The following is a 26271-nucleotide window of genomic DNA, read 5'->3' as shown; positions in this document are numbered from 1 at the left end:
GATCGCGAAATGACCGAATCACCCGTCCTCAAGCGCCTGTCCGACGAGGGCGTCTCCATCTGGCTGGACGACCTGTCGCGCAGGCGGATCGAGTCCGGCGACCTGGCCCGACTCGTCGAGACCCGGCACGTGGTGGGCGTGACCACCAACCCCTCGATCTTCCAGGCCGCCATCGGCTCCGGCGAGGGCTACGAGGAGCAGCTGGCCGACCTGGCCGTGCGGGGCGTCACGACCGACGAGGCCGTGCGCATGATGACCACCGCCGACGTCCGCGCCGCCGCCGACGTCCTCAAGCCGGTCCACGAGGCCACCGGGGGCCGCGACGGCTGGGTCTCCATCGAGGTCGACCCCCGCCTCGCGCACGCCACCAAGGCCACGATCGCCGAGGCCAGGCAGCTGGCGTGGCTGGTGGACCGCCCCAATGTCATGATCAAGATCCCGGCGACCAAGGCGGGCCTGCCGGCCATCACCGAGGTGCTCGCCCAGGGCATCAGCGTCAATGTGACCCTGATCTTCTCCCTGGAGCGCTACCGCGAGGTCATGGACGCCCACCTCGCCGGTCTGGAGAAGGCCCGCGCGGCGGGCCTGGACCTGTCCGGCATCCACTCCGTGGCCTCCTTCTTCGTGTCCCGCGTCGACACCGAGATCGACCGCCGCCTGACCGCGCTGGGCACCGCCGAGGCCCTGGCCCTCAAGGGCCGGGCGGCACTGGCCAACGCCCGGCTCGCCTACGAGGCGTACGAGAAGGTCGTGGGCGGTAGGCGGTGGCTCGCCCTCGCCGGGGCCGGCGCCCGCGCACAGCGCCCGCTGTGGGCCTCGACCGGCGTGAAGGACCCCGCGTACAAGAGCACGCTCTACGTCGACGAGCTGGTCGCGCCCGGCACGGTCAACACCATGCCGGAGGCCACACTGAACGCCACCGCCGAGCGCGGCGAGATCACCGGCGACACCGTGACCGGCGGCTACGACCGGGCCCGCGCCGACCTCGCGGCCGTCGAGCGGCTGGGCATCTCCTACGACGAGGTCGTCACCCGGCTTGAGGACGAGGGCGTGGCCAAGTTCGAGGCGGCCTGGCAGGACCTGCTGGACACCGTGACGAAGTCCCTGATGAGCAAGGGAGTTGACGGGGAATGAGCAAGGAGAGTGCCGAGGGTGCGGTCGCCGAGGCGCTGAGCGCGTCCGACTGGTCCAACCCGCTGCGGGACGCGCGCGACCGCCGGCTGCCCCGGATCGCGGGCCCCTCCGGGCTCGTCATCTTCGGTGTCACCGGCGATCTGTCCCGCAAGAAGCTGATGCCGGCCGTCTACGACCTGGCCAACCGGGGTCTGCTGCCGCCGGGCTTCTCGCTGGTGGGCTTCGCCCGCCGCGAGTGGGAGGACCAGGACTTCGCGCAGGTCGTCCACGCCGCCGTGAAGGAGCACGCCCGCACGCCGTTCCGCGAGGAGGTCTGGCAGCAGCTGGCCGAGGGCATGCGGTTCATCCCCGGTGACTTCGACGACGACACGGCGTTCAAGACGCTGCGCGACACCGTCGCGGAGCTGGACGTGGCGCGCGGCACCAGCGGCAACTACGCGTTCTACCTCTCCGTACCGCCGAAGTTCTTCCCGAAGGTCGTCCAGCAGCTGAAGAAGCACGGGCTGGCGGACGCCCCCGAGGGGGCCTGGCGGCGGGCGGTCATCGAGAAGCCGTTCGGGCACGACCTGCACAGCGCGCGCGAGCTGAACGCGCTCGTGCACGACGTGTTCGACCCGGAGCAGGTCTTCCGCATCGACCACTACCTGGGCAAGGAGACGGTCCAGAACATCCTGGCGCTGCGCTTCGCCAACCAGATGTTCGAGCCGATCTGGAACCGGTCCTACGTCGACCATGTGCAGATCACCATGGCCGAGGACATCGGCATCGGCGGCCGGGCCGGCTACTACGACGGCATCGGCTCGGCCCGTGACGTCATCCAGAACCACCTGCTCCAGCTGATGGCGCTCACCGCGATGGAGGAGCCCGCCTCCTTCGACGCGGGCTCGCTGCTCATGGAGAAGCTGAAGGTCCTCAAGGCGGTGAAGCTGCCGGAGGACCTGGGCCGGCACACCGTGCGCGCGCAGTACGCGCCGGGCTGGCAGGGCGGCGCGAAGGTGCGCGGCTATCTGGAGGAGGACGGCATCGACCCCGACTCCACCACCGACACCTACGCGGCGATCAAGCTGAACGTCGACAACCGCCGCTGGGCGGGCGTCCCCTTCTACCTGCGCACCGGCAAGCGGCTCGGCCGCCGGGTCACGGAGATCGCGGTCGTCTTCCAGCGCGCCCCGCACTCCCCGTTCGACTCCACCGCCACCGAGGAGCTCGGCCAGAACGCCATCGTCATCCGGGTGCAGCCGGACGAGGGCATGACGGTCCGGTTCGGCTCCAAGGTGCCCGGCACCTCGATGGAGATCCGGGACGTGACGATGGACTTCGCCTACGGCGAGTCGTTCACCGAGTCCAGCCCGGAGGCGTACGAACGGCTCATCCTGGACGTCCTCCTCGGGGACGCCAACCTGTTCCCGCGTCACCAGGAAGTGGAAGAGTCCTGGAAGATCCTCGACCCGATCGAGGAGTACTGGGCCACGCACGGCAGGCCCGCGCAGTACGCGTCGGGCAGCTGGGGACCCGAGGAAGCCGACGAGATGCTCGCACGAGACGGACGGAGCTGGCGCAGGCCATGAAGATCGACCTGACCGACACCACGGCAAGCAAGATCAACAAGGCGCTGGTGCAGGGCCGCCGCGCGATCGGCACACCGGCCGTGGGCATGGTCCTGACGATGGTCATCGTCACGGACGAGGAGAACGCCTACGACGCGATCAAGGCGGCCGAGCAGGCCTCGCACGAGCACCCCTCGCGCACCCTGGTCGTCATCAAGCGGCACGCCCGCACCCCGCGCGAGCGCACCCAGTCCCGGCTGGACGCCGAGGTGCGGGTCGGCTCCGAGGCCGGCACCGGCGAGACCGTCATCCTGCGCACCTACGGCGAGGTGTCCGACCACGCCGACTCGGTCGTGCTGCCACTGCTGCTCCCCGACGCCCCGGTCGTCGTGTGGTGGCCGGTGGACGCGCCCGAGGTGCCCGCCAAGGACCCCCTGGGCGCGCTGGCGCAGCGCAGGATCACCGACATGTACGCCGTGGAGCACCCGCTCCAGGCGCTGGAGACCCGCGTACGTTCCTACTCCCCCGGCGACACCGACCTCGCCTGGACCCGGCTCACCCCCTGGCGCTCGATGCTGGCGGCGGCCCTGGACCAGGCGCGGGAGCGGATCGTCTCGGCGGCCGTGGAGAGCGAGGCGGAGAACCCCAGCGCCGAGCTGCTGGCCCGCTGGCTGGAGGCCCGCCTCGGCGTGACGGTCGACCGGGTGGTCACCGCCGGGCCGGTCGTCACGGCCGTACGGCTGGGCACCGAGCACGGCGAGATCGTCATCGACCGCCCCGAGGGCCCGCTGGCCACGCTGTCCCTGCCCGGCCAGCCCTCCCGCACCCTCGCGCTGAAGGTGCGCCCGACCTCCGAACTCATCGCCGAGGAGCTGCGGCGCCTCGACGCCGACGAGATGTACGCCATCGCCCTGCGCGGCAAGGAGACCTCTTCCCATGTCTGACGCCCCCCAGCTGACCCGGCGCCCGGAGTGGACCGCCCTGGAGGACCACCGCGCCCAGGGGCTCCCGCACCTGCGCGACCTGTTCGCCGCGGACCCCGGGCGCGCCGAGCGGTACGTCGTGCGCGTCGGTGATCTGCGCATCGACTACTCCAAGAACATCGTCACCGACGAGACCCTGGCCCTGCTCCAGGAACTCGCCACCGCCACCGATGTCTTCGGGCTGCGGGACGCCATGTTCCGCGGCGAGAAGATCAACATCACGGAGCGGCGGGCGGTGCTGCACACCGCGCTGCGCGCCCCGCGCGATGCGGTGATCGAGGTGGACGGCGAGAACGTCGTTCCGCGCGTGCACGCCGTGCTCGACAAGATGGCCGACTTCGCCCGGCGGGTGCGCTCCGGCGAGTGGACCGGCCACACCGGCAGGCGGATCCGCAACGTCGTCAACATCGGCATCGGCGGCTCCGACCTCGGCCCGGCCATGGCCTACGAGGTGCTGCGCGCCTACACGGCACGGGATCTGACCTTCCGTTTCGTGTCCAACGTGGACGGCGCCGACCTGCACGAGGCGGTGCGGGACCTCGACCCGGAGGAGACGCTGTTCATCGTCGCCTCCAAGACGTTCACCACGATCGAGACGATCACCAACGCCACCTCGGCCCGCTCCTGGCTGCTGAAGGGCGTCGGCGGCGACGAGAAGGCGGTCGCCCGGCACTTCGTGGCGCTGTCGACGAACGCGGAGAAGGTCACCGAGTTCGGCATCGACACGGCGAACATGTTCGAGTTCTGGGACTGGGTCGGCGGACGCTACTCCTACGACTCGGCCATCGGCCTGTCCCTGATGATCGCGATCGGCCCGGAGAACTTCCGGGAGATGCTGGACGGCTTCCGGATCGTCGACGAGCACTTCAGGACCGCTCCCGCCGAGGCCAACGCCCCGCTGCTGCTGGGCCTGCTGGGCATCTGGTACGGCAACTTCCACGACGCCCAGTCGCACGCGGTGCTGCCCTACAGCCACTACCTGTCGAAGTTCACCGCCTACCTCCAGCAGCTGGACATGGAGTCCAACGGCAAGTCGGTGGACCGTGAGGGCAACCCGGTGGCGTGGCAGACCGGTCCGGTGGTGTGGGGCACGCCCGGCACCAACGGGCAGCACGCCTACTACCAGCTGATCCACCAGGGCACCAAGCTGATCCCGGCGGACTTCATCGGCTTCGCCCGCCCGGTCGGCGAGCTGAGCGACGAACTCAAGGCGCAGCACGACCTGCTGATGGCGAACTTCTTCGCACAGACACAGGCGCTGGCCTTCGGCAAGACCGCCGAGGAGGTACGGGCCGAGGGCGTCGCCGAGGAGCAGGTGGCCCACCGCACCTTCCGCGGCAACCACCCCACGACCACGATCCTGGCCCGCGAACTGACGCCGTCGGTGCTGGGTCAGCTGGTCGCGCTGTACGAGCACAAGGTGTTCGTGCAGGGCGCGGTGTGGAACATCGACTCCTTCGACCAGTGGGGCGTGGAGCTCGGCAAGGTCCTCGCCAAGCGCGTCGAACCCGCCCTGACCGAAGGCGCGGAGGTGCCCGGTCTGGACGCCTCCACCGCAGCACTCGTCGCGGCCTACCGCGACCTCAAGGAAGTGAAGTGATCATGCAGCTCGGTCTCATCGGTCTCGGCAAGATGGGCGGCAACATGCGCGAGCGGATCCGCCGCGCCGGCCACACCGTCATCGGCTACGACCGCAACCCCGACCTCGCCGACGTCGGCTCCCTCGCCGAGCTGGTCGACAAGCTCGAAGCGCCGCGTGTGGTCTGGGTGATGGTCCCGGCCGGCGGCCCGACCCAGTCGGTCGTCGACGAGCTCGGCACCCTCCTGTCCCCCGGTGACATCGTGGTCGACGGCGGCAACTCGCGCTGGACGGACGACGAGAAGCACGCCAAGGAGCTCGGCGAGAAGGGCATCGGCTTCGTCGACGCCGGAGTCTCCGGCGGTGTCTGGGGCCTGGAGAACGGCTACGCGCTGATGGTCGGCGGCGACCCCGCGAACGTCGCCCGGGTGCAGCCGGTCTTCGACGCCCTCAAGCCGGAGGGCCCGTACGGCTATGTCCACGCGGGGCGGGTCGGCGCGGGGCACTTCGCGAAGATGGTCCACAACGGCATCGAGTACGCGATGATGCAGGCGTACGCCGAGGGCTGGGAGCTGCTGGAGAAGGTCGACTCCGTGGACAACGTCCGCGAGGTCTTCCGCTCCTGGCAGGAGGGCACGGTCATCCGCTCCTGGCTGCTGGACCTCGCGGTCAACGCCCTCGACGAGGACCAGCACCTGGACAAGCTGCGCGGCTACGCCGAGGACTCGGGCGAGGGGCGCTGGACGGTGGAGGCCGCGATCGACAACGCGGTCCCGCTCCCGGCGATCACCGCCTCGCTGTTCGCGCGGTTCGCCTCCCGCCAGGACGACTCCCCGCAGATGAAGATGATCGCCGCGCTGCGCAACCAGTTCGGCGGCCACGCGGTCGAGAAGAAGTAGGCCGCGCCGTGGGGGATCTCCTGCTGGTCCGCCACGGCGAGACGGAGTGGAGCCGGGACGGACGCCACACCAGCTTCACCGACCTGCCCCTCACCCCCGACGGTGAGGGGCAGGCCAGGTCCCTGGCTCCGCTCCTGTCCGCCCGGACCTTCTCGCTCGTCCTCACCAGCCCCCTCGCCCGCGCGGTCCGCACCGCCGGACTCGCGGGTCTGGCCGGGGCCGTCACCGACCCCGACCTGCACGAGTGGGACTACGGCGGCTACGAGGGCATCACCACCGCCGAGATCCGTCGCACCCGCCCCGACTGGGACCTGTGGTGCGACGGTGTGGTGCCCGGCCCCGAGCACCGGGGGGGAGAGCCCGGCGGAGGTCGGCCTGCGCGCCGACCGCGTACTCGCCCGGGTGGCCGATGCCCTCCCCGGCGGGGACGTCGTCCTCGTCGCCCACGCCCACTTCCTGCGCGTCCTCACCGCCCGCCGCCTGGGCCTCACCCCGGCCGAGGGCCGGCTGTTCCAGCTCGCCACGGGCACCGTCAGCCGGCTGTCGACGGAGCACGGGCGCCCTGTCATCGCGGAGTGGAACAGCAGGCCCCAAGGCGCGAGTTGACACCCGCCGTGCGGCCGGGTCAGAGTCCCCGCTGATGGAGATCGACGACCTGACCCCGGCCGAGCAGCGGGTGTGGCGGGCCTTTCCACGGGGCGAGGCGGTGGACTTCCGTGAGCCGGACGACCCCGGCCACGCCGACTGGGGGCCCGAACGGACCGTCCGCGCCGAGGTGTTGCGGGCTCTGCTGCTCAACGGCCCCCAGCGGGACGGGGAGATACCGGCGCTCAGCCTGGCGGGTGCGCGCGTCACCGGGCGGCTCGACCTCCAGTACGCCACGATCGACCCCCCGGTGCGACTGCGTCACTGCCTCTTCGAGGAACCCCCGCGCTGCTACGCCGCCCGGCTGCGTGAGCTCAATCTGAGCGAGTCGGTCCTGCCGGGACTCGTCGCCCACTCCGTGCAGGTCGACGGAGCGCTGCGGATGACCCGCTCCCGGTTCACCGGGACCGTCCGGCTCGGCGGGGCGCAGATCGGGGGCAGCCTGTATCTGGAGAGCGCCCGGATCGACGCGCCCGCCGCCGAGGAGCCGGTCCTCCAGCTCAACCAGTCCGCGATCGGCGCCGATCTGTGGGCACCGGGACTGCGCACCCGCGGACAGATCCGGCTCAACGGCGCCGGTGTCGCCGGCACGGTCAACCTCAACGAGGCGCGGCTCGGTCACCCGGAGCACGCCGCGCTGGACGCCGAGACGCTCACCGTCGAGGGCGACATGCTCGTGCGGCACGCGGAGGTGGAGGGATGGTTCGGGCTGCGGGGCGCGCGGATCGCCGGACGCCTCGACCTCACGTACAGCAGACTCTCGCACCCCGGCGCCACGGCGCTCAGGGCGAGCAGCAGCGCCATCGGGGAGCTGTGGCTGCGCAAGAGCCCCGCCATGGAGGGCGCGCTGAATCTGCGCCGGGCGCAGATCGATGTGCTGTTCCTGGAGCCGGAGTCGGTGCCGGAGCAGGTGCTGCTCAACGGGCTCGTGTACTCCTCCCTCACCCCGCAGGAGCCCGCCGAGCGGCGGCTGCCGATGGTGGAGCGGGACCGCGAGGGCTATGTCCCGCACGCCTACGAGCAGTTGGCCGCCTCCTATCTGCGCATCGGGGACGAGCGGGCCGCCCGGCTGGTGCGGCTCGCCAAGGAGCGGCGGCACCGCACGACCCTGCCCTGGTACGGCCGGCTCTGGGGCCATGTCCAGGACGCCACCGTCGGCTACGGCTTCCGCCCGCTGCGGGCGGCGGCGTGGCTGCTGTCGCTGGTGGCGGTGGGCTCGGTGGTGTACGGGGTGCGTCCGCCGCGGGCGCTGAAGGCCGGGGAGGCGCCGGAGTTCAACCCGGTGTTCTACACCCTCGATCTGCTGGTGCCGGTGCTCTCCTTCGGGCAGGAGGCCGCCTACGGGCCGCGCGGCTGGTACCAGTGGCTGTCGTACGTGCTCGTCGTCACCGGCTGGATCCTCGCGACGACGGTGGTGGCCGGTGTCAGCCGCTCGGTCAGCCGCCAGTGACCTTGGTCGGGGCGGCCCGATCCGCGGCGAGAGGACGAGGAGCGGCCCGATCCGCGGCGAGAGGACGAGGGGCGGCCACGGCGGCTCAACCCCGGACCTGGCGCGCGTACGGAGCCGGCCCAGAGTCGGTAGACACTGTCTACCGGCCCTTGGTAGACAGTGTCTATGCATGAGTTCCCTGATCGCGGATCGCCCGCGTCCGCGTCCCCGTCCGCGCCCGACACCGGCCTGCGGGCCCGCCTGGTCCAGGTCGGTGTGGAGCTGGTGGCGCGCGAGGGCGTCCAGGCGCTGACTCTGCGGGAGATCGCCCGCCGGGCCGGTGTCTCGCACGGGGCGCCGCGCCGCTACTTCCCCACCCACCTGGAGCTGCTGTCGGCGATCGCGCGGCGGGGCTTCGCCGACCTCGCCGAGCGCGCGGCGGGAGTGCCGGCCGACCAGGGGACGGATCCGCGCGACCGGCTCCGGGCGCTCGCCCGGGTGTATCTGGAGTTCGCGCTGGACAACCGCGGCATGTATGAGCTGATGTTCCGTCACGACCTGCTGGAGAGCGGGCATCTGGGGCTGCGCGACACCAGTCTGCCGCTGTTCGCCGTGCTGGTGGAGCTGGTCGGCGCGGTACGGCCGGACGCCGACGCGCGTGCCGTGGCGGGCGCGCTGTGGGCGAACCTGCACGGCATCGCCCAGCTGTGGGGCTGGGGCAGCCTCCAACTGGCCACCGGCGCCGAGGACTTCACCCCACTGCTGGACGCCGCTCTGGAGGCCCACCTCGGTCCGGCGAGCGGCCGGTGAGGCCCCGGCTGACGCTGGCGAGCAGCGTGGCCGGTGCGGTGATCGTCGCGCTGGACGGCACCGTCCTGACGGTCGCGCAGCCGACGCTCCAGCGGGATCTGGGGGCGGGCTTCGCGCAGGCGCAGTGGACCAGCACCGGGTATCTCGTCGCGGTGGCCGGGCTGCTGGTGTTCGGCGGCCGGCTCGGCGACCGGTACGGGCACCGGCTGCTGTTCGGTCTGGGCATGCTCGGCTTCGGCGCGGCCTCGGCCGCGATCGGGCTGGCGCCCGGCATCGGCTCGGTGATCGCGCTGCGCGTGCTGCAAGGGGTGTGCGGGGCGCTGCTGCAACCGGCCACGCTGGGCATGCTCCGCGCCATGTATCCACCCGAGCGGCTGCGCACCGCGCTGGCCGTGCGCACGGCGGCCATCGGCCTCGGAGCCGCGGTGGGCCCGGTGCTGGGCGGGGCGCTGGTGACGTGGCTGGGCTGGCGGGCGGTGTTCTTCCTCAACGTGCTCCCGGCGCTGACGTTCGGTGCGCTCGCGCTGGCCGGGTGGCGGGCGGACGGACGGCCGAGCCCGGACGGCGGCCTGTCCGGCATGCGGCAGGGCACCCGCCCCGCCGCCGTCCCGTACAGCGACGACCGGGCTCACCCGCACCCGCCGGCCCGCCTCGACCTGCCCGGCGCCCTGCTGCTCGCGGTGGCCCTCGGCTGCCTGGTGCACGCCCTGGTCGGCCTGCCCGACTCCGGCTGGACGGCCGCGAGCGGCGTCGCCCTCGGGGTGGCGGGCGCGGCCGGCCTGGCGTTCGTACGGCAGGAGCGGCGGGCCGCCGATCCGCTGGTGCCGGCGGACCTCGTCGGGTCGCGGCCGATCGCGGCGGCGCTCGCCGTGCTGGTGGCCGCGTCCGCGGCGCTGCACGGCGCGCTGTTCGCCTGTGTGTATCTGCTCCAGCAGACCCTCGACCCCTTCGAGAGCGCCGTGCGCAGCCTGCCGCTGGCGGTGCTGATGGTGGCGGCCGCCGTGCTGTGCCCGCTGCTGCTGCGCCGGGTGGGGGCCCGCCGTGCGACCGCCGGGGCGATGGCCGTCCTGGCCGCCGGGATCCTGCTGCTCGCCCGGTCCTCCGGCACGCTGCCGCTGTGCACCGGGTTCGCGCTGGTCGGGGCGGGCTTCGGCACGGTGATGGTGGCGGCCACCCAGGTCGTCGTACGCCAGGCCCCGGTGGCGTCGGCGGGGGTCGCGGGCGGCCTCCAGCAGACCGCGCTGAACGTGGGGCCCGTGCTCGGCGTCGCCGCGGCGGCCGCCCTCGCCGGGGCCGGCGGTCTGCGGTTCCCGCTGCCGGTGCTGGCCGCCCTCGCCGCGGCGGGCGCGACGGCGGCCCTGCTGCTTCCCGGCAGCGGGGGTACTCGACCGGCGACGAAGGCGGACCGCGCCGTGGACGCGCGTCCGGCGCGATCCCTGCGCGATCATGAGGTCTGAGGCCCTCCCGGCGGGGTATGTCGCTTCGCACCCCGTCGAACGGAACCGGAGGCGAGCGATGGCACAGCTGCGGCAGGAGGCCGAGCCGAACGAGGCAGGGCTGGACGCGAGGGCGCTGGAGCGCCTGGACCGGCACTTCGTCCGGGAGGTCGACGAGGGGCGGCTGCCCGGCTTCCTGGTGGCGGTGGCGCGCGGCGGCCGGGTCGCGCATCTGACGACGTACGGCCTGCGGGACATCGCGGCGGGGTTGCCCGTGGAGGCCGACACGCTGTGGCGGCTGTACTCGATGACCAAGCCGGTGACCGCGGTGGCCGCGCTGATACTCGTCGAGGAGGGCCGGCTGTCGCTGGACGATCCGGTCGCCCGCCATCTGCCCGCATTCGCCGACCCTCGGGTGTACGTCGAGGGGTCCGGGACAGAGGTGAGAACCCGCCCGGCCGCGGGGCCCCTGCTCGTGCGGCACCTGATGACCCACACCGCGGGTCTCACCTTCGGCTTCTACCACTGCCACCCCGTCGACGCCCTCTACCGGGAGGCGGGCCTTGAGTCCTCGGTGCCGGCGGGCGCGGATCTGGCGCGGACGATCGAGGTCTACGCGAGCCTGCCGCTGCAGTTCGACCCCGGAACGCAGTGGAACTACTCGGTGGCCAGCAATGTGCTGGGCCGGATCATCGAGGTGGTGTCGGGCCGGCCGCTGGACGAGTTCTTCGCCGAGCGGATCTTCCGGCCGCTCGGGATGACGGACGCCGGTTTCCAGGTGCGGGACGAACAGGCGCCGCGGCTCGCCGAGTTGTACGGCGAGCAGGAGGGCGGCGGCATCGCGCCGGTGCCGGGGCTGCCGTTGCGCGGCGGACGGCCCCGGTTCCTGTCCGGCAGCGGCGGCCTGGTGGCCAGCGCCCATGACTTCCACCGGTTCATGGAGATGCTGCGCCGCCGGGGCGAGTTGGACGGCGTACGGCTGCTCGCGCCCGGCACGGTGGACCTGATGACCGCCAACCAGCTGCCCGGCGGCGCCGATCTGCGCTCCTTCGGCAGCCGGCCCGCCCATGACGAGCCCGGCAACGAGGGCATCGGCTTCGGTCTCGGCGTCTCGGTGGTCATCGACCCCGCCCGCACCAAGGCGCCCGCCGGGGCGGGCACGTTCGGCTGGAACGGGGTCGCCTCCACCACCTTCTTCGTCGATCCGGGCCGTGGGGTGACCGCGCAGTTCCTGACGCAGGTGCGGGCGCGCGGCTCCAACAGCGTCTTCCCCGCCGTCCGCCGCCTGGTCCACGAGGCGATCACGGGCTGAGGCGTGCCATCACCGCGTCCAGATGCGGCAGGTGGTGGTCCATCCGCTCGCGTTTGGTGCGCAGATAGGTGATGTTGCTCTCGCACGGCGGGATCAGCAGCGGCACGTCCTCGGCGACCCGGATGCCGTGCCGGACCAGCGCCTCGCGCTTGCGCGGGTTGTTGGACATCAGCCGCACCGAGCGCACGCCGAGGTCGCGCAGGATCTCCGCGGCGACCGCGTAGTCGCGGGCGTCCACCGGCAGGCCCAGGGCGAGGTTCGCCTCCACGGTGTCCAGGCCCTCCGCCTGGAGGGCCATCGCCCGCAGCTTGGCGAGCAGGCCGATGCCGCGGCCCTCGTGCCCTCTGAGGTAGACGACCACACCGCGGCCCTCGCCGGCCACCGCGCGCAGGGCCGAGTCGAGCTGGTCGCCGCACTCGCAGTGCCGGGAGCCGAAGGCGTCACCGGTCAGGCACTCCGAATGCAGCCGGGTCAGCACGTCCTCGCCCGTGATGTCCCCGTGGACCAGGGCGACTTGTTCGTCGCCGCGGTCGTGGTCGAGGTAACCGACCGCGGTGAACTGCCCGTACACGGTGGGCAGCGGGGCATTCACCACGCGTTCCACACCGGTACGCGATGCCGAATTCCCGGCGGGGGCGGACTTCTGGGTCAGTACGCCGATGTTCTCTGTCATGATCTGTTCCTCAGCTGAGACGAAAGGCCGTGAAAAGATGAGTGGTTCGGACATACGGTCGGCGGCGTACGGGGTGGTACCGGCGGACACCACCGAGGACGTCCGGGCGCGCGGTGCGCGGATCGCGGTGCTGCCCGTGGGGAGTTTCGAGCAGCACGGTCCGTATCTGCCGCTGGCCACCGACACGCTCGTCGCCTGCGCGATCGCCGGGGAGATCGCCGCGGCGTACCCGGTGCACCTCCTTCCTGCCGTCACGGTCTCCTGCTCGCACGAGCACGCGGCCTGGCCGGGCACCGTCAGCATCTCCTCCGTGACCCTTCACGCGGTGGTACGGGACATCGCGGCGTCGCTCCGCCGCTCGGGCGTCGACGCGCTGGTGCTGGTCAACGGGCACGGCGGGAACTACGTCCTGGGCAACGTGGTCCAGGAGTCCTCCGCGCGCGGGGAGCGGATGGCGCTGTTCCCGGCGGCGGAGGACTGGGAGACGGCACGGGAACGGGCCGGGGTGCGCACCTCGCTGCTCACCGACATGCACGCGGGGGAAATAGAGACCTCCATCCTTCTGCACGCTCATCCTGAATGCGTGCGGCCCGGTCATGAGTCCGCGGATTTCGTCGCCGACGACCGGCGGCATCTGCTCACCGTGGGAATGTCCGCCTATACCGATTCGGGTGTCATCGGCCGTCCTTCCCTGGGGTCCGCGGAAAAGGGAAAGGCATTGCTGGCGAGCCTCGGGGAATCCTTCGGCACGTATTTCTCGCTGCTCGCTCCGGAGGGCGGGGGGTCCGTGCCGGCTCCGGGGGGCGAGGGGTCCGTGGTTCCCCGGACGCGCCGGACGCCGTAGGAGCGCAGCGCGATCACGGCCGCGCCGGGCAGGCTCGCGGCGAAGCTCAGCACGCCGTACACGACGGCGACCGCGAGCCCGTGGCCGGCGCCGAGCCCGGCGGCGCCGAACGCCCACGCGGTGACGCCCTCGCGGGGGCCCCAGCCGCCGACGTTGAGCGGCAGGCTCATCGCCAGCAGGGCGAGCACCCCGAGCGGCAGCAGGACCAGCGCGGAGGCGCCGGTCCTGGTGATCCGCGCGGCGAGCAGGAACATGGCGAGGTGCCCGGCCAGCACGACGGCCGAGGCCCCCAGGACGCCGGGGCCGTTGCGGCGGGACAGCAGCGCCTCGCGCGCCTCGGCGAGGAGTGCGCGTCCCCTGCGGGCGGCCGCGCGGGGGCGGCTCATGCGCAGGGCGGCGGCGATCGCTCCCGCCCCGGCGGCGGCGACCGCGGCCAGTGCGGCGAGCTGCCGGGTCTCGTCGCGTACGGGGGACGGTACGGTCGCCAGGACGATCCCGCCCGCCACGGCGAGCACGGCCTGCCCCGCGGTCCGCTCCAGCACCACCGCCCGCACTCCCCGGCCGAGGTCACCCGCGCTGCGCCCGTGCCGCACGGCCCGGTGCACATCGCCGAGGACACCGCCGGGCAGGGCCGCGTTCAGGAACAGCGCCCGGTAGTAGTCGGCCACGGCCGTGCCCAGCGGCAGCCCGATCCGCAGGCCCCGCGCGACCAGTCGCCAACGCCAGGCGCTGAACACGGTGGTGACCAGCCCGATCCCGAGCGCCCCGAGGATCGCCGGGGCGTCGACCCGCCGCAGCCCGTCCAGGAAGGCGCCGGTGCCCAGCCGCCAGGTGACGGCACCGAGCACGACCAGCCCGGCGAGCGTACCGAGGTGCCTGCGCAGCGGGACGCGGGCGCGGGGCTCGCGGAGGGCGGACGGGGCGGCCGGGCCGGTGACGGGAGGGGCGCCTTCGGGGCCGTCGGCCGGTGTGCGGGCCTGTGCGCCGGGTACGCGGGTCTCCGTCGCATGTACGTCGGCCGCGATCGCACCGACCCCCGTCCGCGTCCGCGTCATGAGTGCGGGCCCGTCGGTCGGGGCAGGGCGAGGAGGTCGGTGTGGTGGACGGTGACATGGAGTTCGCCCATGGCACAGGCGGCCAGGCGGGCCGCGAGATACGTCTCGGCGGGGGCCCGCAGCTCGGGGCGCTGCTCCACCGCGGCGCCGACCCAGCCGCGCAGCCACGGCACGATCAGCGGGGCGTCGGCGGGGCCGAGCCGCCAAGGGCTGGGCCGCACCTGGACGGTGGCGCCGCGCGCGGTGAACGCCTCGGACGCCGTGCCGACCGCGTCGGGGCCGAGCAGACCGCCGCGCCGCTGGTGGGCGTTGAAGGCGTCGGTGATCTCCGCGTCCAGCGGGTCGGCGGGGGTCAGTTCGACGCGGCCGGCCACGGACAGGGTCAGCAGCGCCGGGCTCCCCGCGTCCGCGCACGCGGTCGCGAGGGCCTCGACCTCGGCGCGGGTGAGGACGTCCAGCAGGGCGGAGGCGGTGACCAGGGAGGCACCCGTGAGGGCGTCCGCGGTGAGGCGGGCGAGGTCACCGAGGCGGGTCTCGACGGTGACCCGGCTGCCGTCGGCGGCGGCCTTCGGGCAGCCCGCGGCCGCGAAGTGCAGGAGGTAGGGGTCGCGGTCGTGCAGCACCCAGTGCTGGGCGCCGTCGAGCCGGGGGGCCAGCCAGCGGCCCATCGAGCCGGTGCCGCACCCCAGGTCGTGCACCACGAGTCCGTCCGCCGCCCGGCCCGGCAGGTTCGCCAGCCGGATCCGCAGCGGGTCCACCAGCTCCGCCGACCGGGCCGCCCCGTCGGCCCCCTCCCGCAGCTCCAGCCACTCGGGCGCGTAGCGCGGCTCCTCCTCGGGCCCGGCCTCCCGCAGCCGTACGGTGGCCCGCTCGCCACCGGCCACGGGCCCGGCACCGGGGATCACGGCCCCGCCCGCGGAAACCGGTGGGGGCCCGACGATGACGGACCCGCCCCCGGCCACCGGCCCGGCCCCGGCGTTCAGGATCCCGCCTGTGGAGGCAGGCCGGGCCCCGGCACGCACGGCCTCTCCCCTGGCCACCGGCCCGGACCCGTCGATGCCAGACGCGCCCCCTGACACCGGCCCGGACCCAGCGCCCCCAGCCTCACCCCCGGACACCAGCCCGGACCCGGCACCCACCGCCTCACCCCCGGACACCAGCCCGGCCCCGGCACCCACCGCCTCACCCCCGGACACCAGCCCGGCCCCGGCGATCACGGCCTCGTCCGTGGCAGGCGGTGCGGAACCGGCGTTCGGGGACCCGCCCCCGGAGACCGGCCCGGATCCGTTGCTCATGGGCCCGCCTTCCTCCGGTGCGGTCGTCGGGGGATTTCTCATGCCGTCCTCCAAGGGGTGCCGGAGAGCCGGTGGAGTACGCCGGCCAGGGTGCGGGCCGTGGTGGCCCAGCCGCCGAGGGCGGCGCGGCGGCCGCGGGCCGCGGACTTCAGGCGGCGGCGCACGTCCGGCTCGCCGAACCAGCCGCGCAGTTCCGCGGCGAGGGCGACGGGGTCCTCCGGGGGGACGAGGATGCCGGGGACGCCGCCGTCGGGGGCGCGGCCGACCGCCTCGGGGACGCCGCCGACATCCGTGGCCAGTACGGGAATGCCGCGTGCGAGTGCTTCGGTGACCGCCATGCCGTATGTCTCGGCGTAGGAGGTGAGCACCATGAGGTCGGCGGCGGCGTAGGCGGCGTCGAGTTCGGCGCCCGCGCGGGGGCCGGCCAGGTGGATGCGGTCGGTGAGGCCGTGCCGGGCGATGAGCTCGCGCAGCCGGGTGACGTAGACCGGGTCCTGGGTGAGCGCGCCGACGCAGGTGCAGGTCCAGGGCAGGTCGTCGGCCGCGGCGAGGGCCTCGACCAGCCGGTGCTGGCCCTTGCGGGGCGTGACGGCGGCGACGCACAGCAGGTGGGAGACGCCGTCGGTGCCCGGGGCGAGCGGCGCGATGTCGGCGCCGGGCGGTGCGGCGTGCACGCGGTCGGGGGCGAGGCCGTGGTGGGCGACGAGGCGGCGCACCGCCCAGTCGCTGGTGGCGATCACCGCGCCGGCCGCGCGCAGCACCGCCCGTTCCCGGGCGTCGAGTTCGGCGGCCAGGGCCGGGTCGAGGCCGGTCTCGTCGGCCAGCGGCAGATGCACCAGCACGGCCTGCCGCAGGCGCCGGGCCTCGGGGACCACCACCTCGGGCACCCCGCAGGCCACCAGCCCGTCCAGCAGGACCACCGAGCCGTCGGGCAGCGTGCCCAGCAGGTGGGCGAGTTCGGCCCGTGCCGCCGCGTCCGGCCGGGGCCAGCCGCCGGACACGAGGTGCTGCTGCACCTGCCAGCCGAAGCCGGGCAGATCGAGGCCGGCCCGCCGGTCGTAGGCGTTGCCGCCGCTCGGCCGGGTCGGGTCGGCGACGCCGGCCGGCTGGACGAAGTGCACGGTGCGCAGCGTCATGGGCACCAGTTCCGTGGGGTGGGCGGAGGGGGACCCGGTGATCGTGGCGGGCGCGGACGGACGCTCCACGCTGGTGTCGGTCACAGGGCACGCTCGTAACTCGCCCAGGCCACATGCGACTCGTGCAGCGTGACCGTGAGACCCGCGATGCCCTTGGCGCTCTCCCCCAGGGCGCCCCGGTGGATCCGCTCGGCGAGGCGGTCGGCGACGACCTTGGCCAGGAACTCGGTGGAGGTGTTGACGCCCGCGAAGTCCGGTTCGTCGTCCAGGTTGCGGTAGTTCAGCTCGCCGACGACCGCGCCGAGTTCACGGGTGGCCAGGCCGATGTCGACGACGATGTTGTCCTCGTCCAGGTGTTCGCGCCGGAAGGTGGCGTCCACCAGGAACGTCGCTCCGTGCAGGCGCTGCGCCGGGCCGAAGACCTCGCCGCGGAAGCTGTGGGCGATCATGAGGTGATCGCGGACGGTGATGCTGAACAACGGGCGACCCTCCAGGTGCGGCGCGTGAGGTCCCCCGCGGTTCCTGCCGGGGGATGCCGAGTAGTACGGCTCTTCGCTTCCCCGTGTTCAGCGCTCTCTCACTCCTTTCTCAGGTCAGGCGCCCGGGTACCGCACGAGGTGGCACAGCGCGGCCAGCTCTCCGGAGGCGAGCCGCGGCATGACGTCCGGGAGTTCGTCGAAGGCGCACTCGCCGGTGATCAGGGCGTCCAGGCGGGGGTCGGCGAGCAGGTCGAGGGCGAGGGCGAGCCGGTCGGCGTAGGAGCGGCGGGCGCGGGCCGGGGAGACGGTGCCGACCTGGCTGGCGCGCAGGGTCAGGCGGCGGGAGTGGAACGCCTCGCCGAGCGGCAGGCGCACCGTGCGGTCGCCGTACCAGGACAGTTCGAGGAGTGTGCCCTCGGCGGCGAGGAGTTCCAGGCCGCGGGCGAGGCCCTGTTCGGTGGCGCTGGCGTGCACGACGAGGTCGCGGTCGCCGAGGGCGTCCTCGGGCGGGGCGAAGCCGACGCCGAGCGCCTCGGCGGTCTTCGCGCGCTCCGGGTCGGTGTCGACGAGCTGTACGCGGACGCCGGGGAAGCGGGCGAGGAGGGCGGCCACCGAACAGCCGACCATGCCGCCTCCGATCACCGTGACCCGGTCGCCGACCAGCGGGGCGGCGTCCCACAGGGCGTTGACGGCGGTCTCCACGGTGCCGGTGAGGACGGCGCGGGACGCCGGCACGGACTCGGGCACGGGATGGACGGCGGAGGCCGGGACGACGTAGCGCGACTGGTGCGGGTAGAGGCAGAAGACGGTGCGGCCGAGCAGCCGGTCCGGGCCCTGCTCGACCACGCCGACGTTCAGATAGCCGTACTTGACGGGGCCGGGGAAGTCGCCCTCCTGGAACGGCGCCCGCATCGCCGTGTGCTGGCTGTGCGGGACGCCGCCGCGGAAGACGAGGGTCTCGGTGCCGCGGCTGATCCCCGAGTACAGGGTGCGCACCAGCACCTCGCCCTCGCCGGGCTCGGGCAGGGCCACTTCGCGTATCGCGCCGTCCCCCGGAGCGGCGAGCCAGAACGCCTGTGCGGTGCCGTTCATCCACATCCTCCTGAACGTTCGGGATGGTGTGCGCGTACCGAGAAGTGCACGGCCGCGCACCTGGTACGTACGCGGCGTCGATCGACTCTGTCACACGGCCGGAGGATGTGCGGTGGCCCTGAACGACTTGTACGACGCGAGGCCGGTCCAGCAGGAGACCGCCGTCGGGGCGGGGGTGCAGCTGGTGCTGCTGGCCCTGCTCGGCACGGCGATCGGCATGGGGCCGGCGGGCTGGCTGACCGGGCTGGTCTTCGCGTTCGCCACCTGGGCGGTGCTCTCCCGTGCGCTGCACCGCACCCGGCCGCGCTCCTTCGGCCCGGCCAACCGGGTCACCCTCGGCCGGGCCATCCTGGTCGGCGCGGTGACGGCACTGGTGGCCGACTCCTTCCAGAGCCCGCCACCGCTGTCGCTGTTCGTGGGTCTGACGGCGGTGGCGCTGATCCTGGACGGCGTCGACGGCAAGGTCGCCCGGCGCACGGGGACGTCGACGCCGCTGGGGGCGCGCTTCGACATGGAGGTCGACGCGTTTCTGATCCTGGTGCTGAGTGTGTACGTCTCCCTGGCGCTGGGCGCGTGGGTGCTGCTGATCGGCGTGATGCGGTACGCGTTCGTCGCCGCGGCCCGGGTGTGGCCGTGGCTGAACGCGCCGCTGCCGCCGTCCACGGCCCGCAAGACGGTGGCCGCCGTGCAGGGGGTGTTCCTCCTGGTCGCCGCCTCGGATCTGCTGCCGCGTCCGGTGACGGCCGGGGTGGTGCTGGTGGCGCTGGGGGCGCTGGTGTGGTCGTTCGGGCGGGATGTGCGGTGGCTGTGGCGCGTGGCGCGCACCCGGCGCGCTGCCGTGGAGGTGCGGGAGCTGGAGTCGGTCGGCGGCTGACGCCGGCCCGGAATCAGGGGGCCGGCGTCGGCGCGCGGTTCACCGCCCCGGCTCCAGCTCGAAGTGCACGACGCCGTGTGCGCCGCCGTGCTCGCGCTCGTCGTGCACGACCTTGCCGAGCGAACGCCAGAACGCCTCCGCGCCGGGCACGGCCGGGTCGGTGTGCAGATAGACGGCCCGGTAGCCGCCGTCGGCCGCCGCGAACCGCAGCAGTTCCCCGACGAGCCGCCGCGCCAGCCCCCGGCGGCGATGGCCGGGCCGCACACAGACTCGCCGCACCTGCGCGGTCGTCCCGCTCGGGAAGCGCTCGGCGACGCTCCTGGGGTTCGGCGGGCACGCCGGCCCCCGCGAGTCGAGCGCCGCCGTGGCGACCACGGCACCGTCGGCCGGGTCGATCGCGACCAGCAGGGTGTGGCGTTCCGGGACCAGATAGGCGGCGGCCGGGTCGATGATGTCGCCGTGCCAGCGGGGCACGTAACCGGTTCCGAAGTCGTGGTAGACCGTGTCGAGCATGACGGCCCGGGCCCCGTCCACGTCCTGCGGCCTCGCCGTCCTGATGCTGTAGTCACACTGCTGCACTTGCGCACTATATGCAATAAGCGGCCCGGGAGGCTCCGCCACGCTTCCTCTCCCCACCGGTCTCTCAGCCGCGGGCCGCCCGCACCGCCTCCCGTACCGCCGGGGCGATCTCCTCGGCCCAGCGGCCGAGCGTGACGTCGTACGGGTTCGGGTCGCCGTCGACCCGGAAGTGCACGAAACCGGCGGCACCGTGCTCCAGGACCGCGCCGGTCAGCTCCTCGACCCACTGCCGGACCGAACCCCCCACCCAGCGGCCGTCCTTGTCGCGCGGGGAGTCGAGCGGGGTGTCGGTGATGAGGCCGGGCAGGTTGTAGACGGTGATGATCTCGGAGGGGTCGCGGCCCACGGCCACGGCGGCCTCGTCGATCAGCGGACGCGACTGGCGGTAGCGATCGCTCAGCCAGTCCGCCGCGTACCCCGGCAGCCAGCCGTCGGCCACCCGGCCCGCCACCCCGAGGGACTTCGGGCCGACCGAGCCCGCCCAGACCGGCGGGACGGGCACGGGCGCCGGCTCCAGGTCGCGCACCTGGTAGAACTCGCCCTCGAACGTGACCGGTTCACCGCCGCCGCACAGCGCACGGATCAGGGTGATCGCCTCCTCCATCGCCCGTACGGCCGCCGCGGCACCGAGACGCGGTACGCCCGTCTTCGCGATGTCGTCCCACAGGCCGCCCGCGCCCACGCCCAGCACCAGACGGCCTCCGGTCAGCGCGGAGAGCGAGGCGACCTGCCGGGCGAGCATCGGTGCCGGGCGGGTGGGCAGGTTGCTGACGCTGACCAGGCCGGAGATCCGCCGGGTGCGGCCGAGCGCGACGCCGAGGATGGAGTAGCCGTCGAGCCGACCGCCGAGGTAGGGGTGATCGGAGACGGTGAACAGGTCCAGGCCCTGACGGTCGGCCTGTTCGGCCTGCCGGAGCGTGGCCTCGGCCTCGTGGAATCCGGTGAGACCGCCGGTGCCGAAGAGCGGCTTGCGTTCGGTCATGGTGATGTCTGCCCCCGCGTGAATTCAGTTCGTACTACGAACTATATGGGTAGGGGCCGGACCTGTAAACCCGTTCCCCACCCAAGACTTGGGCCTCGGTGGCCCCACCGCGAGAGGGGGGCCACCGAGGGCGCGGCACGGGCTAGCGTGTCGCCGCCGCGGCGTCCGCCGGTGCCTGCGCGTACCCGGTGGGCCGGGCCGTGAAGGTGCCGCGGCCCTGGGTGCGGCCGCGCAGGCGCGTCGCGTAGCCGAAGAGTTCGACCAGCGGCACCGTCGCCGTGACGACCGCGGCACCCGCGCGCGTGTCCTGGCCGGTGACCCGGCCGCGGCGGGCCGCGAGGTCGCCGAGCACCCCGCCCACGGCGTCCTCGGGTGCCGTGACGGTCACCTCGGCGACCGGCTCCAGCAGCACCAGGGCGCAGGCGCGCAGGGCCTCGCGCAGGCCGAGCCGACCCGCCGTGCGGAAGGCGCTCTCCGAGGAGTCCTTCACATGGGTCGCCCCGTCCGTGAGGGTGACCCGCAGCCCGGTCACCGGATGCCCGCCGAGCGGACCCTCGGCGAGGGCGTCCCGGCAGCCGGCCTCCACGGCACGGACGTACTCCTGCGGCACCCGGCCGCCGACGACGGCGGAACGGAACGCGAAACCCGTACCGTCCAGCGGCTCCACGTCGAGGACGACATGGGCGAACTGGCCGGCCCCGCCGTCCTGTTTGACGTGCCGGAACACCAGACCCGACACCCCGCGCACCACCGCCTCCCGGTAACTCACCCTGGGACGGCCCACATTGACCTCCAGCCCCAGCTCACGGCGCAGCTTCTCCACCGCGACCTCCAGATGCAGCTCGCCCATCCCGGACAGCACCGTCTGACCGGTCTCCGCGTCCGTGCGCACCCGCAGCGACGGGTCCTCCTCGGCGAGCCGGGCCAGCGCGGACGCCAGCCGGCCGGTGTCGCGGGAGGCACGGGCCTCCACGGCCACCGAGACCACGGGGTCGGCGACGCCGGGCGGTTCGAGCACGACCGGGTCGTCGGGCGCGCACAGCGTCGAGCCCGCGCGGGCGGACTTCAGCCCGACGACGGCCACGATGTCCCCGGCGACGGCCCGCTCCAGCGGGGCGTGCCGGTCGGCCTGGACGCGCAGGATGCGGCCGATGCGCTCGGTGCGGCGCGCGGTCGGGTCCCACACCGTGTCTCCCTTCTCGATCGTGCCGGAGTACAGCCGCAGGAACGTCAGCCGCCCGGTCGCGGTGGCGTGCACCTTGAACGCGAGGGCCGCGAGCGGTGCCGCCGGGTCCGCGGGGCGTTCCCGTTCGGCGCCGTCGTGTTCGCCGCGCACCGGGGGCACGTCCAGCGGGGAGGGCAGATACGCCACCACCGCGTCCAGCAGCGGTTCGATGCCGCGGTTGCGGTAGGCGGAGCCGCACAGCACGACCACGCCCTCGCCGCCGCGGGTCAGGTCGCGCAGGGCGGCCGCGAGGGTCGCGGCGGACAGTGTCTCCCGGTCGCAGAACTCCTCCAGCGCGGCCGGGTGGCGTTCGGCGACGGCCTCCTCCAGCGCCCGGCGGCGGCGTACCGCCTCCTCGCGCAGATCGGACGGTACGGCACTCTCGACGGGGCGGTCGGCGCCGTCGGGCCAGAGCAGCGCGCGCATCCGGACGAGGTCGACGACGCCGGTGAAGCCGTTCTCCCGGCCGATGGGCAGCTGCACGACCAGCGGGGCCGGGTGCAGCCGTTCCCTGATGGAGTCGACGGCCCGGTCGAGGTCGGCGCCCGCGCGGTCCAGCTTGTTGACGAAGGCGATCCTCGGCACGCCGTGCCGCTCGGCCTGCCGCCACACCGACTCGCTCTGCGGCTCCACGCCCGCCACCGCGTCGAACACGGCGACCGCGCCGTCCAGGACGCGCAGCGAGCGCTCCACCTCGTCGGCGAAGTCGACGTGTCCGGGGGTGTCGATCAGATTGATCCGGTGACCGTCCCACGCGCAGCTGACGGCCGCGGCGAAGATGGTGATGCCCCGGTCGCGCTCCTGCGGGTCGAAGTCGGTGACGGTGGTGCCGTCGTGGACCTCACCGCGCTTGTGGGTGGTGCCGGTGGCGTACAGGATCCGTTCGGTGACGGTGGTCTTGCCGGCGTCGACATGGGCGAGGATGCCCAGGTTGCGGACGGTGGCGGGAGAGTGGGTGACATGGGCGGTCACGGCCGTTGCCTTTCGGGAACTGCGGAAAAGGGCGGCGCGATTCGCCGGGACGACGGCGTCGGGTCAACCGGCCTTGTGCCGGGGGGTGTTCGTCACGGCGTCCGGTGCCGGCCGCGCAGCGGGCACCGGGCGGACGAGGACACCAGGATCACCTCGGACCGGGAGCGGGGAACGACGACAGCGGTGCGGTCACGCACGGCCCGGCTCCCCTCGCTCGACACGGTGGCGCGCCGCCGGTTCGGGGGCGGCGCGCGGTGGTGTGCCGATCGTAGGGAGAGCGGGCGGTCCCGAGCACGTGGTTTTTCACCCCACGCGTCTCATACGGTGCTCAGGTCCGGCGTGTAGAAGTGCCGGCGCACGCGCCGCAGCCATGCCTCGGCGGCGGCCTCGTCGGGCTCCTCGGGCAGGGCGCTCGGCGTCTCGGCGAAGGCCGTCTCGAAGCGGCTGAGCAGCGGTTCCGCGGCCTCCGGGTCGGCGGCGACCTGCTCGCCGAAGGCGTGGTAGGCCGCGGGGTCGTCGACCCGGACGGTCAGCCGGCCGGTCCGGTGCAGCTCGTAGCCCTGCTCGCACAGCCGCTTGAGGTGCCGGGCGTGCTTGGCGGTGCGCTTGCGGGTGTCGGCGCTGAAGGAGCCGTCGCCGCGGGCGAGCAGCCGGCGGAACTGCTGTGTCGCGTAGCCGAGATAGGCGTCGCGGACGCGCCGGGCGCTGAGGAAGGAGGTGCGGATGCCGATCAGCTCGTCGCCGAGCGGGGTGCGCACCTCGTACAACGCGTCGGGCAGCCAGACGAGTTCCATGACGGTCGGGTTGCCGCTCAGGGCGAGCCGGCACCATTTGCCGGCCTCGTGCAGGGTGCGGTCGGGGTCCGTGGTGACGTGGGACTCCTTCGGGGGGCGCAGCCCGTGGAGCTCCTCGGTGGGTGCCGCGAACAGACCGAGGCGGTCCACGTCGGAGCCCGCGTGGGCGAACCCGTAGGCGGTGGAGCCGACGACGCCGGACAGCAGGACGTTGGTGACGGTCATGGAACCCCCCGAGGCGGTGCGTGGCCGGCCGAGCGGCCGGGAGCAGCCATGATGACCCGTGGGCGGCCGGGGTCACCGGGGATTTTCCGCGCGGTCCCGTTCCGCGGGCGTTCACGACGCCCTCATGCCGCGGTCTTCTGGAAGCGACCGGGACCGCACTAGCGTCCAGGCGTCGCCCCGTCCGACACGAGTGAGGTTGCGATGTCCGTCCGACACTTCCTGGCCGGCCTGGTCCTGCTGCCGGTGCTCGCGCTCCCCACGACCGCGCGGGCCACGGAGCAGGTGCCGCCGCAGAAGACCCACTTCGACCTCCAGGCCCACCGCGGCGGCCTCGGCATGACGACCGAGTCCTCCCTGGAGGGCTTCGCCAAGGCGCTGCGGCTCGGCGTCTCCACCCTGGAGCTGGACACCCAGGTCACCCGCGACCACAAGGTGGTCGTCACCCACGACCGGCAGGTCAGCGCCGTCAAGTGCCGGGACACCGCGCCGGTCGTGCCGGGTGACCCGATGTATCCGTACGTCGGCAAGTACATCAAAGATCTGACGCTGGCTCAGATCAGGACGATGGACTGCGGCTTCCAGCAGTTGCCCGGCCACCCCGAGCAGGAGCAGATCAAGGGCCTGCGGATGGTGGAGCTGCGGGAGGTGCTGGACCTGGTCAAGCGGTACAAGGCCCGGCAGGTGACGCTGAACGTGGAGACGAAGGTCGAGGCGGGCGCGCCCGAACAGACCGCCCCGCGCGAGCTGTTCGTCCGCCGGGTGTACGAGGAGATCCACGCCTCCGGCATCGAGGACCAGGTCACGATCCAGTCCTTCGACTGGGGCGCCCTCAAGGTCATGCACCGCCTCGCCCCGCACTGGCCCCTGGTCGCGCTCACCAACCACGACTTCCTCCAGGTCGGCAGGCCGGGCGCGAGCCCCTGGCTCGGCGGGATCGACGCCGACGACTACGACGGCGACTTCGTGAAGGCCGCCGCCACGGTCCCCGGCGTCCGCGTCCTCTCCCCCAACTACGGCTTCCCGCAGAACGGCAAGGTCGGCGACCCCGGCTTCCGCTTCTATCCCGACCGCGCGATGATCACCGCCGCCCACGCCCGCGGCCTGCGGGTCGTGCCCTGGACCTGCGACGACCCGGCGACCGTCGCGGCGCTCATCGACCTCGGCGTGGACGGCGTCATCACCAACTACCCCGACCGCGTACGGAAGATCATGGCCGACCGCGGCATGCGACTGCCGAAGGCGTACGCCCCTCGGTGACACGTCGGGCAGGGCCGGGGGCGTACGGCTTGGCGGGGATGCAGCTCGGCCGGGGCCGGGAGGCAGCTCGGCGGCAGTTTGCGGTTATTCCGTTGACGGTCGCCGGGCCGCGCTCGGACCATCGGGAGCGGCTGTGTCGTGCGGTACCCCGCAGGCGCCGCCCCGCACGAGACCCCCGTACGAGAAGAGAGTGACCCTCCGATGAGGCCAGAAGACGTTGTCGCGCTGCTCGCCGAGCCGAGCCGGCTGCGGGTGTTCTCCGCCGTCGTCCTCGGGGCGTCCACCCCGTCCGCCGTCGCGGAGGCGGCGGGTGTGAACGCCAAGGAGACCGCCGTGGCACTGCGCCGGCTGCGCGCCGGCGGCCTGGTCAGCGAGGACGACGGCCGGCTGGTCGCCCACGCCGAGCAGTTCAAGGGCATCGTGCGGGAGAACCGCACCACCGAGGAGCCCGAGCGGCACGGTTACGCCGACGAGCAGGTCGAGTCGCTGCTGCGCACCTTCGTACGCGGCGACCGGCTGATCAAGCTGCCCTCGCAGTGGGGCCGGCGCCGGGTGGTGCTCCAGCACCTGACGCACCGGACGTTCGCCACGGACACCACGTACGACGAGCGCACGGTGAACGAGAAGCTGAAGGCGTGGTGCGAGGGCGCGAACACCGACCATGTGACGGTACGCCGCTATCTCGTCGACCTGTGTCTGCTCGGCCGCGAGGGCGGCCGCTACTGGCTGCGGACGGACATCCAGCCCGCGCTCTGACACACGCCGCGAAGGGCCCGCCTCCGGGTGGGCCCTTCGCCATGTCCGCCTCGGGGCGGCTCCTGCGCCCTGCCCGCCTCCGGGTGGCCCCCGCCCTCCTCATGCCCGCCTCCGCATGGGCCCTGCGGCGCGTCCCCCGCCCCGCCCTCCTCTCCTCGTCCCCCCTCGGGAAATGCCCCCACAGTGCCTGCCCGAGTGCCGGAACCCCCCGTCGGCCCGCGCCTAGCCTGGCACGGCGCGCGCCCCCGGCCGGTCCCGT

General features: G+C 73.5%; 22 protein-coding genes and 2 pseudogenes. 14 read left to right on the top strand and 10 right to left on the bottom strand.

The features are described 5' to 3' along the window. Positions 1 to 9: 9 nt before the first annotated feature. The 10 genes and pseudogenes from tal to ACSU6M_RS28355 all read left to right on the top strand — a co-directional run bounded on the left by tal (position 10) and on the right by ACSU6M_RS28355 (position 11774). Positions 10 to 1134, top strand: a complete 1125-nt coding sequence (gene tal, locus ACSU6M_RS28400) for a transaldolase (RefSeq protein WP_437073425.1) — start codon at positions 10 to 12, stop codon at positions 1132 to 1134. Further along, entirely contained in the window at positions 1131 to 2702 is a 1572-nt protein-coding gene (gene zwf / locus ACSU6M_RS28395; protein ID WP_437073423.1) for a glucose-6-phosphate dehydrogenase, read from the top strand. Before tal ends, zwf begins: the two co-directional genes overlap by 4 nt. Beyond that, positions 2699 to 3625: a glucose-6-phosphate dehydrogenase assembly protein OpcA gene (gene opcA, locus ACSU6M_RS28390; protein WP_437073421.1), complete on the top strand. Its 927-nt coding sequence runs from the start codon at positions 2699 to 2701 to the stop codon at positions 3623 to 3625. The genes zwf and opcA overlap by 4 nt, the downstream gene beginning before the upstream one ends. Continuing rightward, the gene (gene pgi / locus ACSU6M_RS28385) at positions 3618 to 5264 is read left to right on the top strand and encodes a glucose-6-phosphate isomerase (RefSeq protein WP_437073419.1); all 1647 of its coding nucleotides are present in this window, start codon (positions 3618 to 3620) and stop codon (positions 5262 to 5264) included. Before opcA ends, pgi begins: the two co-directional genes overlap by 8 nt. A gap of 2 nt (positions 5265 to 5266) precedes the next feature. Then, on the top strand, positions 5267 to 6142 hold the full coding sequence (gene gnd / locus ACSU6M_RS28380) for a phosphogluconate dehydrogenase (NAD(+)-dependent, decarboxylating) (protein WP_437073418.1): 876 nt from the start codon (positions 5267 to 5269) through the stop codon (positions 6140 to 6142). 8 nt (positions 6143 to 6150) lie between these two features. Further along, positions 6151 to 6748: pseudogene (locus ACSU6M_RS28375) on the top strand (histidine phosphatase family protein). 34 nt (positions 6749 to 6782) lie between these two features. Beyond that, the gene (locus ACSU6M_RS28370; RefSeq protein WP_437073416.1) at positions 6783 to 8237 is read left to right on the top strand and encodes a membrane-associated oxidoreductase; all 1455 of its coding nucleotides are present in this window, start codon (positions 6783 to 6785) and stop codon (positions 8235 to 8237) included. 165 nt (positions 8238 to 8402) lie between these two features. Further along, positions 8403 to 9026, top strand: a complete 624-nt coding sequence (locus tag ACSU6M_RS28365; protein ID WP_437073415.1) for a TetR/AcrR family transcriptional regulator — start codon at positions 8403 to 8405, stop codon at positions 9024 to 9026. Further along, positions 9023 to 10483 (top strand): MFS transporter, encoded by a 1461-nt coding sequence (locus tag ACSU6M_RS28360; RefSeq protein WP_437073414.1) that lies wholly within the window; start codon positions 9023 to 9025, stop codon positions 10481 to 10483. Before ACSU6M_RS28365 ends, ACSU6M_RS28360 begins: the two co-directional genes overlap by 4 nt. A 58-nt stretch (positions 10484 to 10541) precedes the next feature. Next, on the top strand, positions 10542 to 11774 hold the full coding sequence (locus tag ACSU6M_RS28355) for a serine hydrolase domain-containing protein (protein ID WP_437073412.1): 1233 nt from the start codon (positions 10542 to 10544) through the stop codon (positions 11772 to 11774). Here the strand turns inward: ACSU6M_RS28355 and ribA are convergent. After that, positions 11764 to 12447: a GTP cyclohydrolase II gene (ribA, locus tag ACSU6M_RS28350; protein WP_437073411.1), complete on the bottom strand. Its 684-nt coding sequence runs from the start codon at positions 12445 to 12447 to the stop codon at positions 11764 to 11766. The two genes, ACSU6M_RS28355 and ribA, sit on opposite strands and share 11 nt — an antisense overlap. A 37-nt stretch (positions 12448 to 12484) precedes the next feature. Here ribA and ACSU6M_RS28345 point away from each other — a divergent pair, with 37 nt between their 5' ends. Next, complete coding sequence (locus ACSU6M_RS28345) at positions 12485 to 13291, top strand: creatininase family protein (protein WP_437073409.1); 807 nt, start codon at positions 12485 to 12487, stop codon at positions 13289 to 13291. Between the two features lie 89 nt (positions 13292 to 13380). On the opposite strand, the pseudogene ACSU6M_RS28340 reads toward ACSU6M_RS28345, so the two are convergent. The 5 genes and pseudogenes from ACSU6M_RS28340 to ACSU6M_RS28320 form a co-directional block, all read right to left on the bottom strand. Next, a pseudogene (locus ACSU6M_RS28340) lies at positions 13381 to 14346 on the bottom strand (lysylphosphatidylglycerol synthase transmembrane domain-containing protein); the annotation flags it as partial. Beyond that, entirely contained in the window at positions 14343 to 15308 is a 966-nt protein-coding gene (locus ACSU6M_RS28335) for an SAM-dependent methyltransferase (protein WP_437075392.1), read from the bottom strand. The pseudogene ACSU6M_RS28340 and the gene ACSU6M_RS28335, both read right to left, overlap by 4 nt. 371 nt (positions 15309 to 15679) lie before the next feature. Further along, positions 15680 to 16861, bottom strand: a complete 1182-nt coding sequence (locus ACSU6M_RS28330) for a glycosyltransferase family 4 protein (RefSeq protein ID WP_437073407.1) — start codon at positions 16859 to 16861, stop codon at positions 15680 to 15682. Then, on the bottom strand, positions 16858 to 17256 hold the full coding sequence (locus ACSU6M_RS28325) for a 6-pyruvoyl trahydropterin synthase family protein (protein WP_437073405.1): 399 nt from the start codon (positions 17254 to 17256) through the stop codon (positions 16858 to 16860). The genes ACSU6M_RS28330 and ACSU6M_RS28325 overlap by 4 nt, the downstream gene beginning before the upstream one ends. 114 nt (positions 17257 to 17370) lie before the next feature. Then, positions 17371 to 18348, bottom strand: a complete 978-nt coding sequence (locus tag ACSU6M_RS28320; RefSeq protein WP_437073403.1) for a 3-hydroxyacyl-CoA dehydrogenase NAD-binding domain-containing protein — start codon at positions 18346 to 18348, stop codon at positions 17371 to 17373. Between the two features lie 112 nt (positions 18349 to 18460). On the opposite strand from ACSU6M_RS28320, the gene ACSU6M_RS28315 reads away from it, so the two are divergent. Continuing rightward, entirely contained in the window at positions 18461 to 19222 is a 762-nt protein-coding gene (locus ACSU6M_RS28315) for a CDP-alcohol phosphatidyltransferase family protein (protein ID WP_437073401.1), read from the top strand. Positions 19223 to 19261: 39 nt separating this feature from the next. Here the strand turns inward: ACSU6M_RS28315 and ACSU6M_RS28310 are convergent, their stop codons facing one another. From ACSU6M_RS28310 to ACSU6M_RS28295, 4 genes are all read right to left on the bottom strand, one after another. Then, positions 19262 to 19735, bottom strand: a complete 474-nt coding sequence (locus ACSU6M_RS28310) for a GNAT family N-acetyltransferase (protein ID WP_437075390.1) — start codon at positions 19733 to 19735, stop codon at positions 19262 to 19264. Positions 19736 to 19865: 130 nt separating this feature from the next. Beyond that, entirely contained in the window at positions 19866 to 20783 is a 918-nt protein-coding gene (locus tag ACSU6M_RS28305; RefSeq protein ID WP_437073400.1) for an LLM class flavin-dependent oxidoreductase, read from the bottom strand. A 142-nt stretch (positions 20784 to 20925) separates the two neighbouring features. Continuing rightward, positions 20926 to 22980 carry an elongation factor G gene (gene fusA, locus ACSU6M_RS28300; RefSeq protein ID WP_437073399.1) on the bottom strand — a complete coding sequence of 685 codons (2055 nt, stop codon included), beginning with the start codon at positions 22978 to 22980 and terminating at the stop codon, positions 20926 to 20928. Between the two features lie 317 nt (positions 22981 to 23297). Further along, positions 23298 to 23999: a nucleotidyltransferase domain-containing protein gene (locus ACSU6M_RS28295; protein WP_437073398.1), complete on the bottom strand. Its 702-nt coding sequence runs from the start codon at positions 23997 to 23999 to the stop codon at positions 23298 to 23300. Between the two features lie 201 nt (positions 24000 to 24200). Here ACSU6M_RS28295 and ACSU6M_RS28290 point away from each other — a divergent pair, with 201 nt between their 5' ends. Both ACSU6M_RS28290 and ACSU6M_RS28285 read left to right on the top strand, forming a co-directional pair. After that, the gene (locus tag ACSU6M_RS28290; protein WP_437073397.1) at positions 24201 to 25256 is read left to right on the top strand and encodes a glycerophosphodiester phosphodiesterase family protein; all 1056 of its coding nucleotides are present in this window, start codon (positions 24201 to 24203) and stop codon (positions 25254 to 25256) included. 201 nt (positions 25257 to 25457) lie between these two features. Next, positions 25458 to 26012, top strand: a complete 555-nt coding sequence (locus ACSU6M_RS28285) for a DUF2087 domain-containing protein (protein WP_437073396.1) — start codon at positions 25458 to 25460, stop codon at positions 26010 to 26012. The last annotated feature ends 259 nt before the right edge of the window (positions 26013 to 26271 follow it).

The organism is Streptomyces sp. enrichment culture (assembly GCF_964272895.1).
GTDB lineage: Bacteria > Actinomycetota > Actinomycetes > Streptomycetales > Streptomycetaceae > Streptomyces.
The sequence above is the reverse complement of the archived record's forward strand: the minus strand, read 5'-3'. Positions and strand labels throughout refer to the sequence as shown.

Excerpts from the sequence above, each read along its gene's own strand:
- tal (WP_437073425.1), top strand. The coding sequence starts at position 10 with ATGACCGAATCACCCGTCCTCAAGCGCCTGTCCGACGAGGGCGTCTCC.
- zwf (WP_437073423.1), top strand. The coding sequence starts at position 1,131 with ATGAGCAAGGAGAGTGCCGAGGGTGCGGTCGCCGAGGCGCTGAGCGCG.
- opcA (WP_437073421.1), top strand. The coding sequence starts at position 2,699 with ATGAAGATCGACCTGACCGACACCACGGCAAGCAAGATCAACAAGGCG.
- pgi (WP_437073419.1), top strand. The coding sequence starts at position 3,618 with ATGTCTGACGCCCCCCAGCTGACCCGGCGCCCGGAGTGGACCGCCCTG.
- gnd (WP_437073418.1), top strand. The coding sequence starts at position 5,267 with ATGCAGCTCGGTCTCATCGGTCTCGGCAAGATGGGCGGCAACATGCGC.
- ACSU6M_RS28370 (WP_437073416.1), top strand. The coding sequence starts at position 6,783 with ATGGAGATCGACGACCTGACCCCGGCCGAGCAGCGGGTGTGGCGGGCC.
- ACSU6M_RS28365 (WP_437073415.1), top strand. The coding sequence starts at position 8,403 with ATGCATGAGTTCCCTGATCGCGGATCGCCCGCGTCCGCGTCCCCGTCC.
- ACSU6M_RS28355 (WP_437073412.1), top strand. The coding sequence starts at position 10,542 with ATGGCACAGCTGCGGCAGGAGGCCGAGCCGAACGAGGCAGGGCTGGAC.
- ribA (WP_437073411.1), bottom strand. The coding sequence starts at position 12,447 with ATGACAGAGAACATCGGCGTACTGACCCAGAAGTCCGCCCCCGCCGGG.
- ACSU6M_RS28345 (WP_437073409.1), top strand. The coding sequence starts at position 12,485 with ATGAGTGGTTCGGACATACGGTCGGCGGCGTACGGGGTGGTACCGGCG.
- ACSU6M_RS28320 (WP_437073403.1), bottom strand. The coding sequence starts at position 18,348 with ATGAACGGCACCGCACAGGCGTTCTGGCTCGCCGCTCCGGGGGACGGC.
- ACSU6M_RS28310 (WP_437075390.1), bottom strand. The coding sequence starts at position 19,735 with ATGCTCGACACGGTCTACCACGACTTCGGAACCGGTTACGTGCCCCGC.
- ACSU6M_RS28305 (WP_437073400.1), bottom strand. The coding sequence starts at position 20,783 with ATGACCGAACGCAAGCCGCTCTTCGGCACCGGCGGTCTCACCGGATTC.
- ACSU6M_RS28295 (WP_437073398.1), bottom strand. The coding sequence starts at position 23,999 with ATGACCGTCACCAACGTCCTGCTGTCCGGCGTCGTCGGCTCCACCGCC.
- ACSU6M_RS28290 (WP_437073397.1), top strand. The coding sequence starts at position 24,201 with ATGTCCGTCCGACACTTCCTGGCCGGCCTGGTCCTGCTGCCGGTGCTC.
- ACSU6M_RS28285 (WP_437073396.1), top strand. The coding sequence starts at position 25,458 with ATGAGGCCAGAAGACGTTGTCGCGCTGCTCGCCGAGCCGAGCCGGCTG.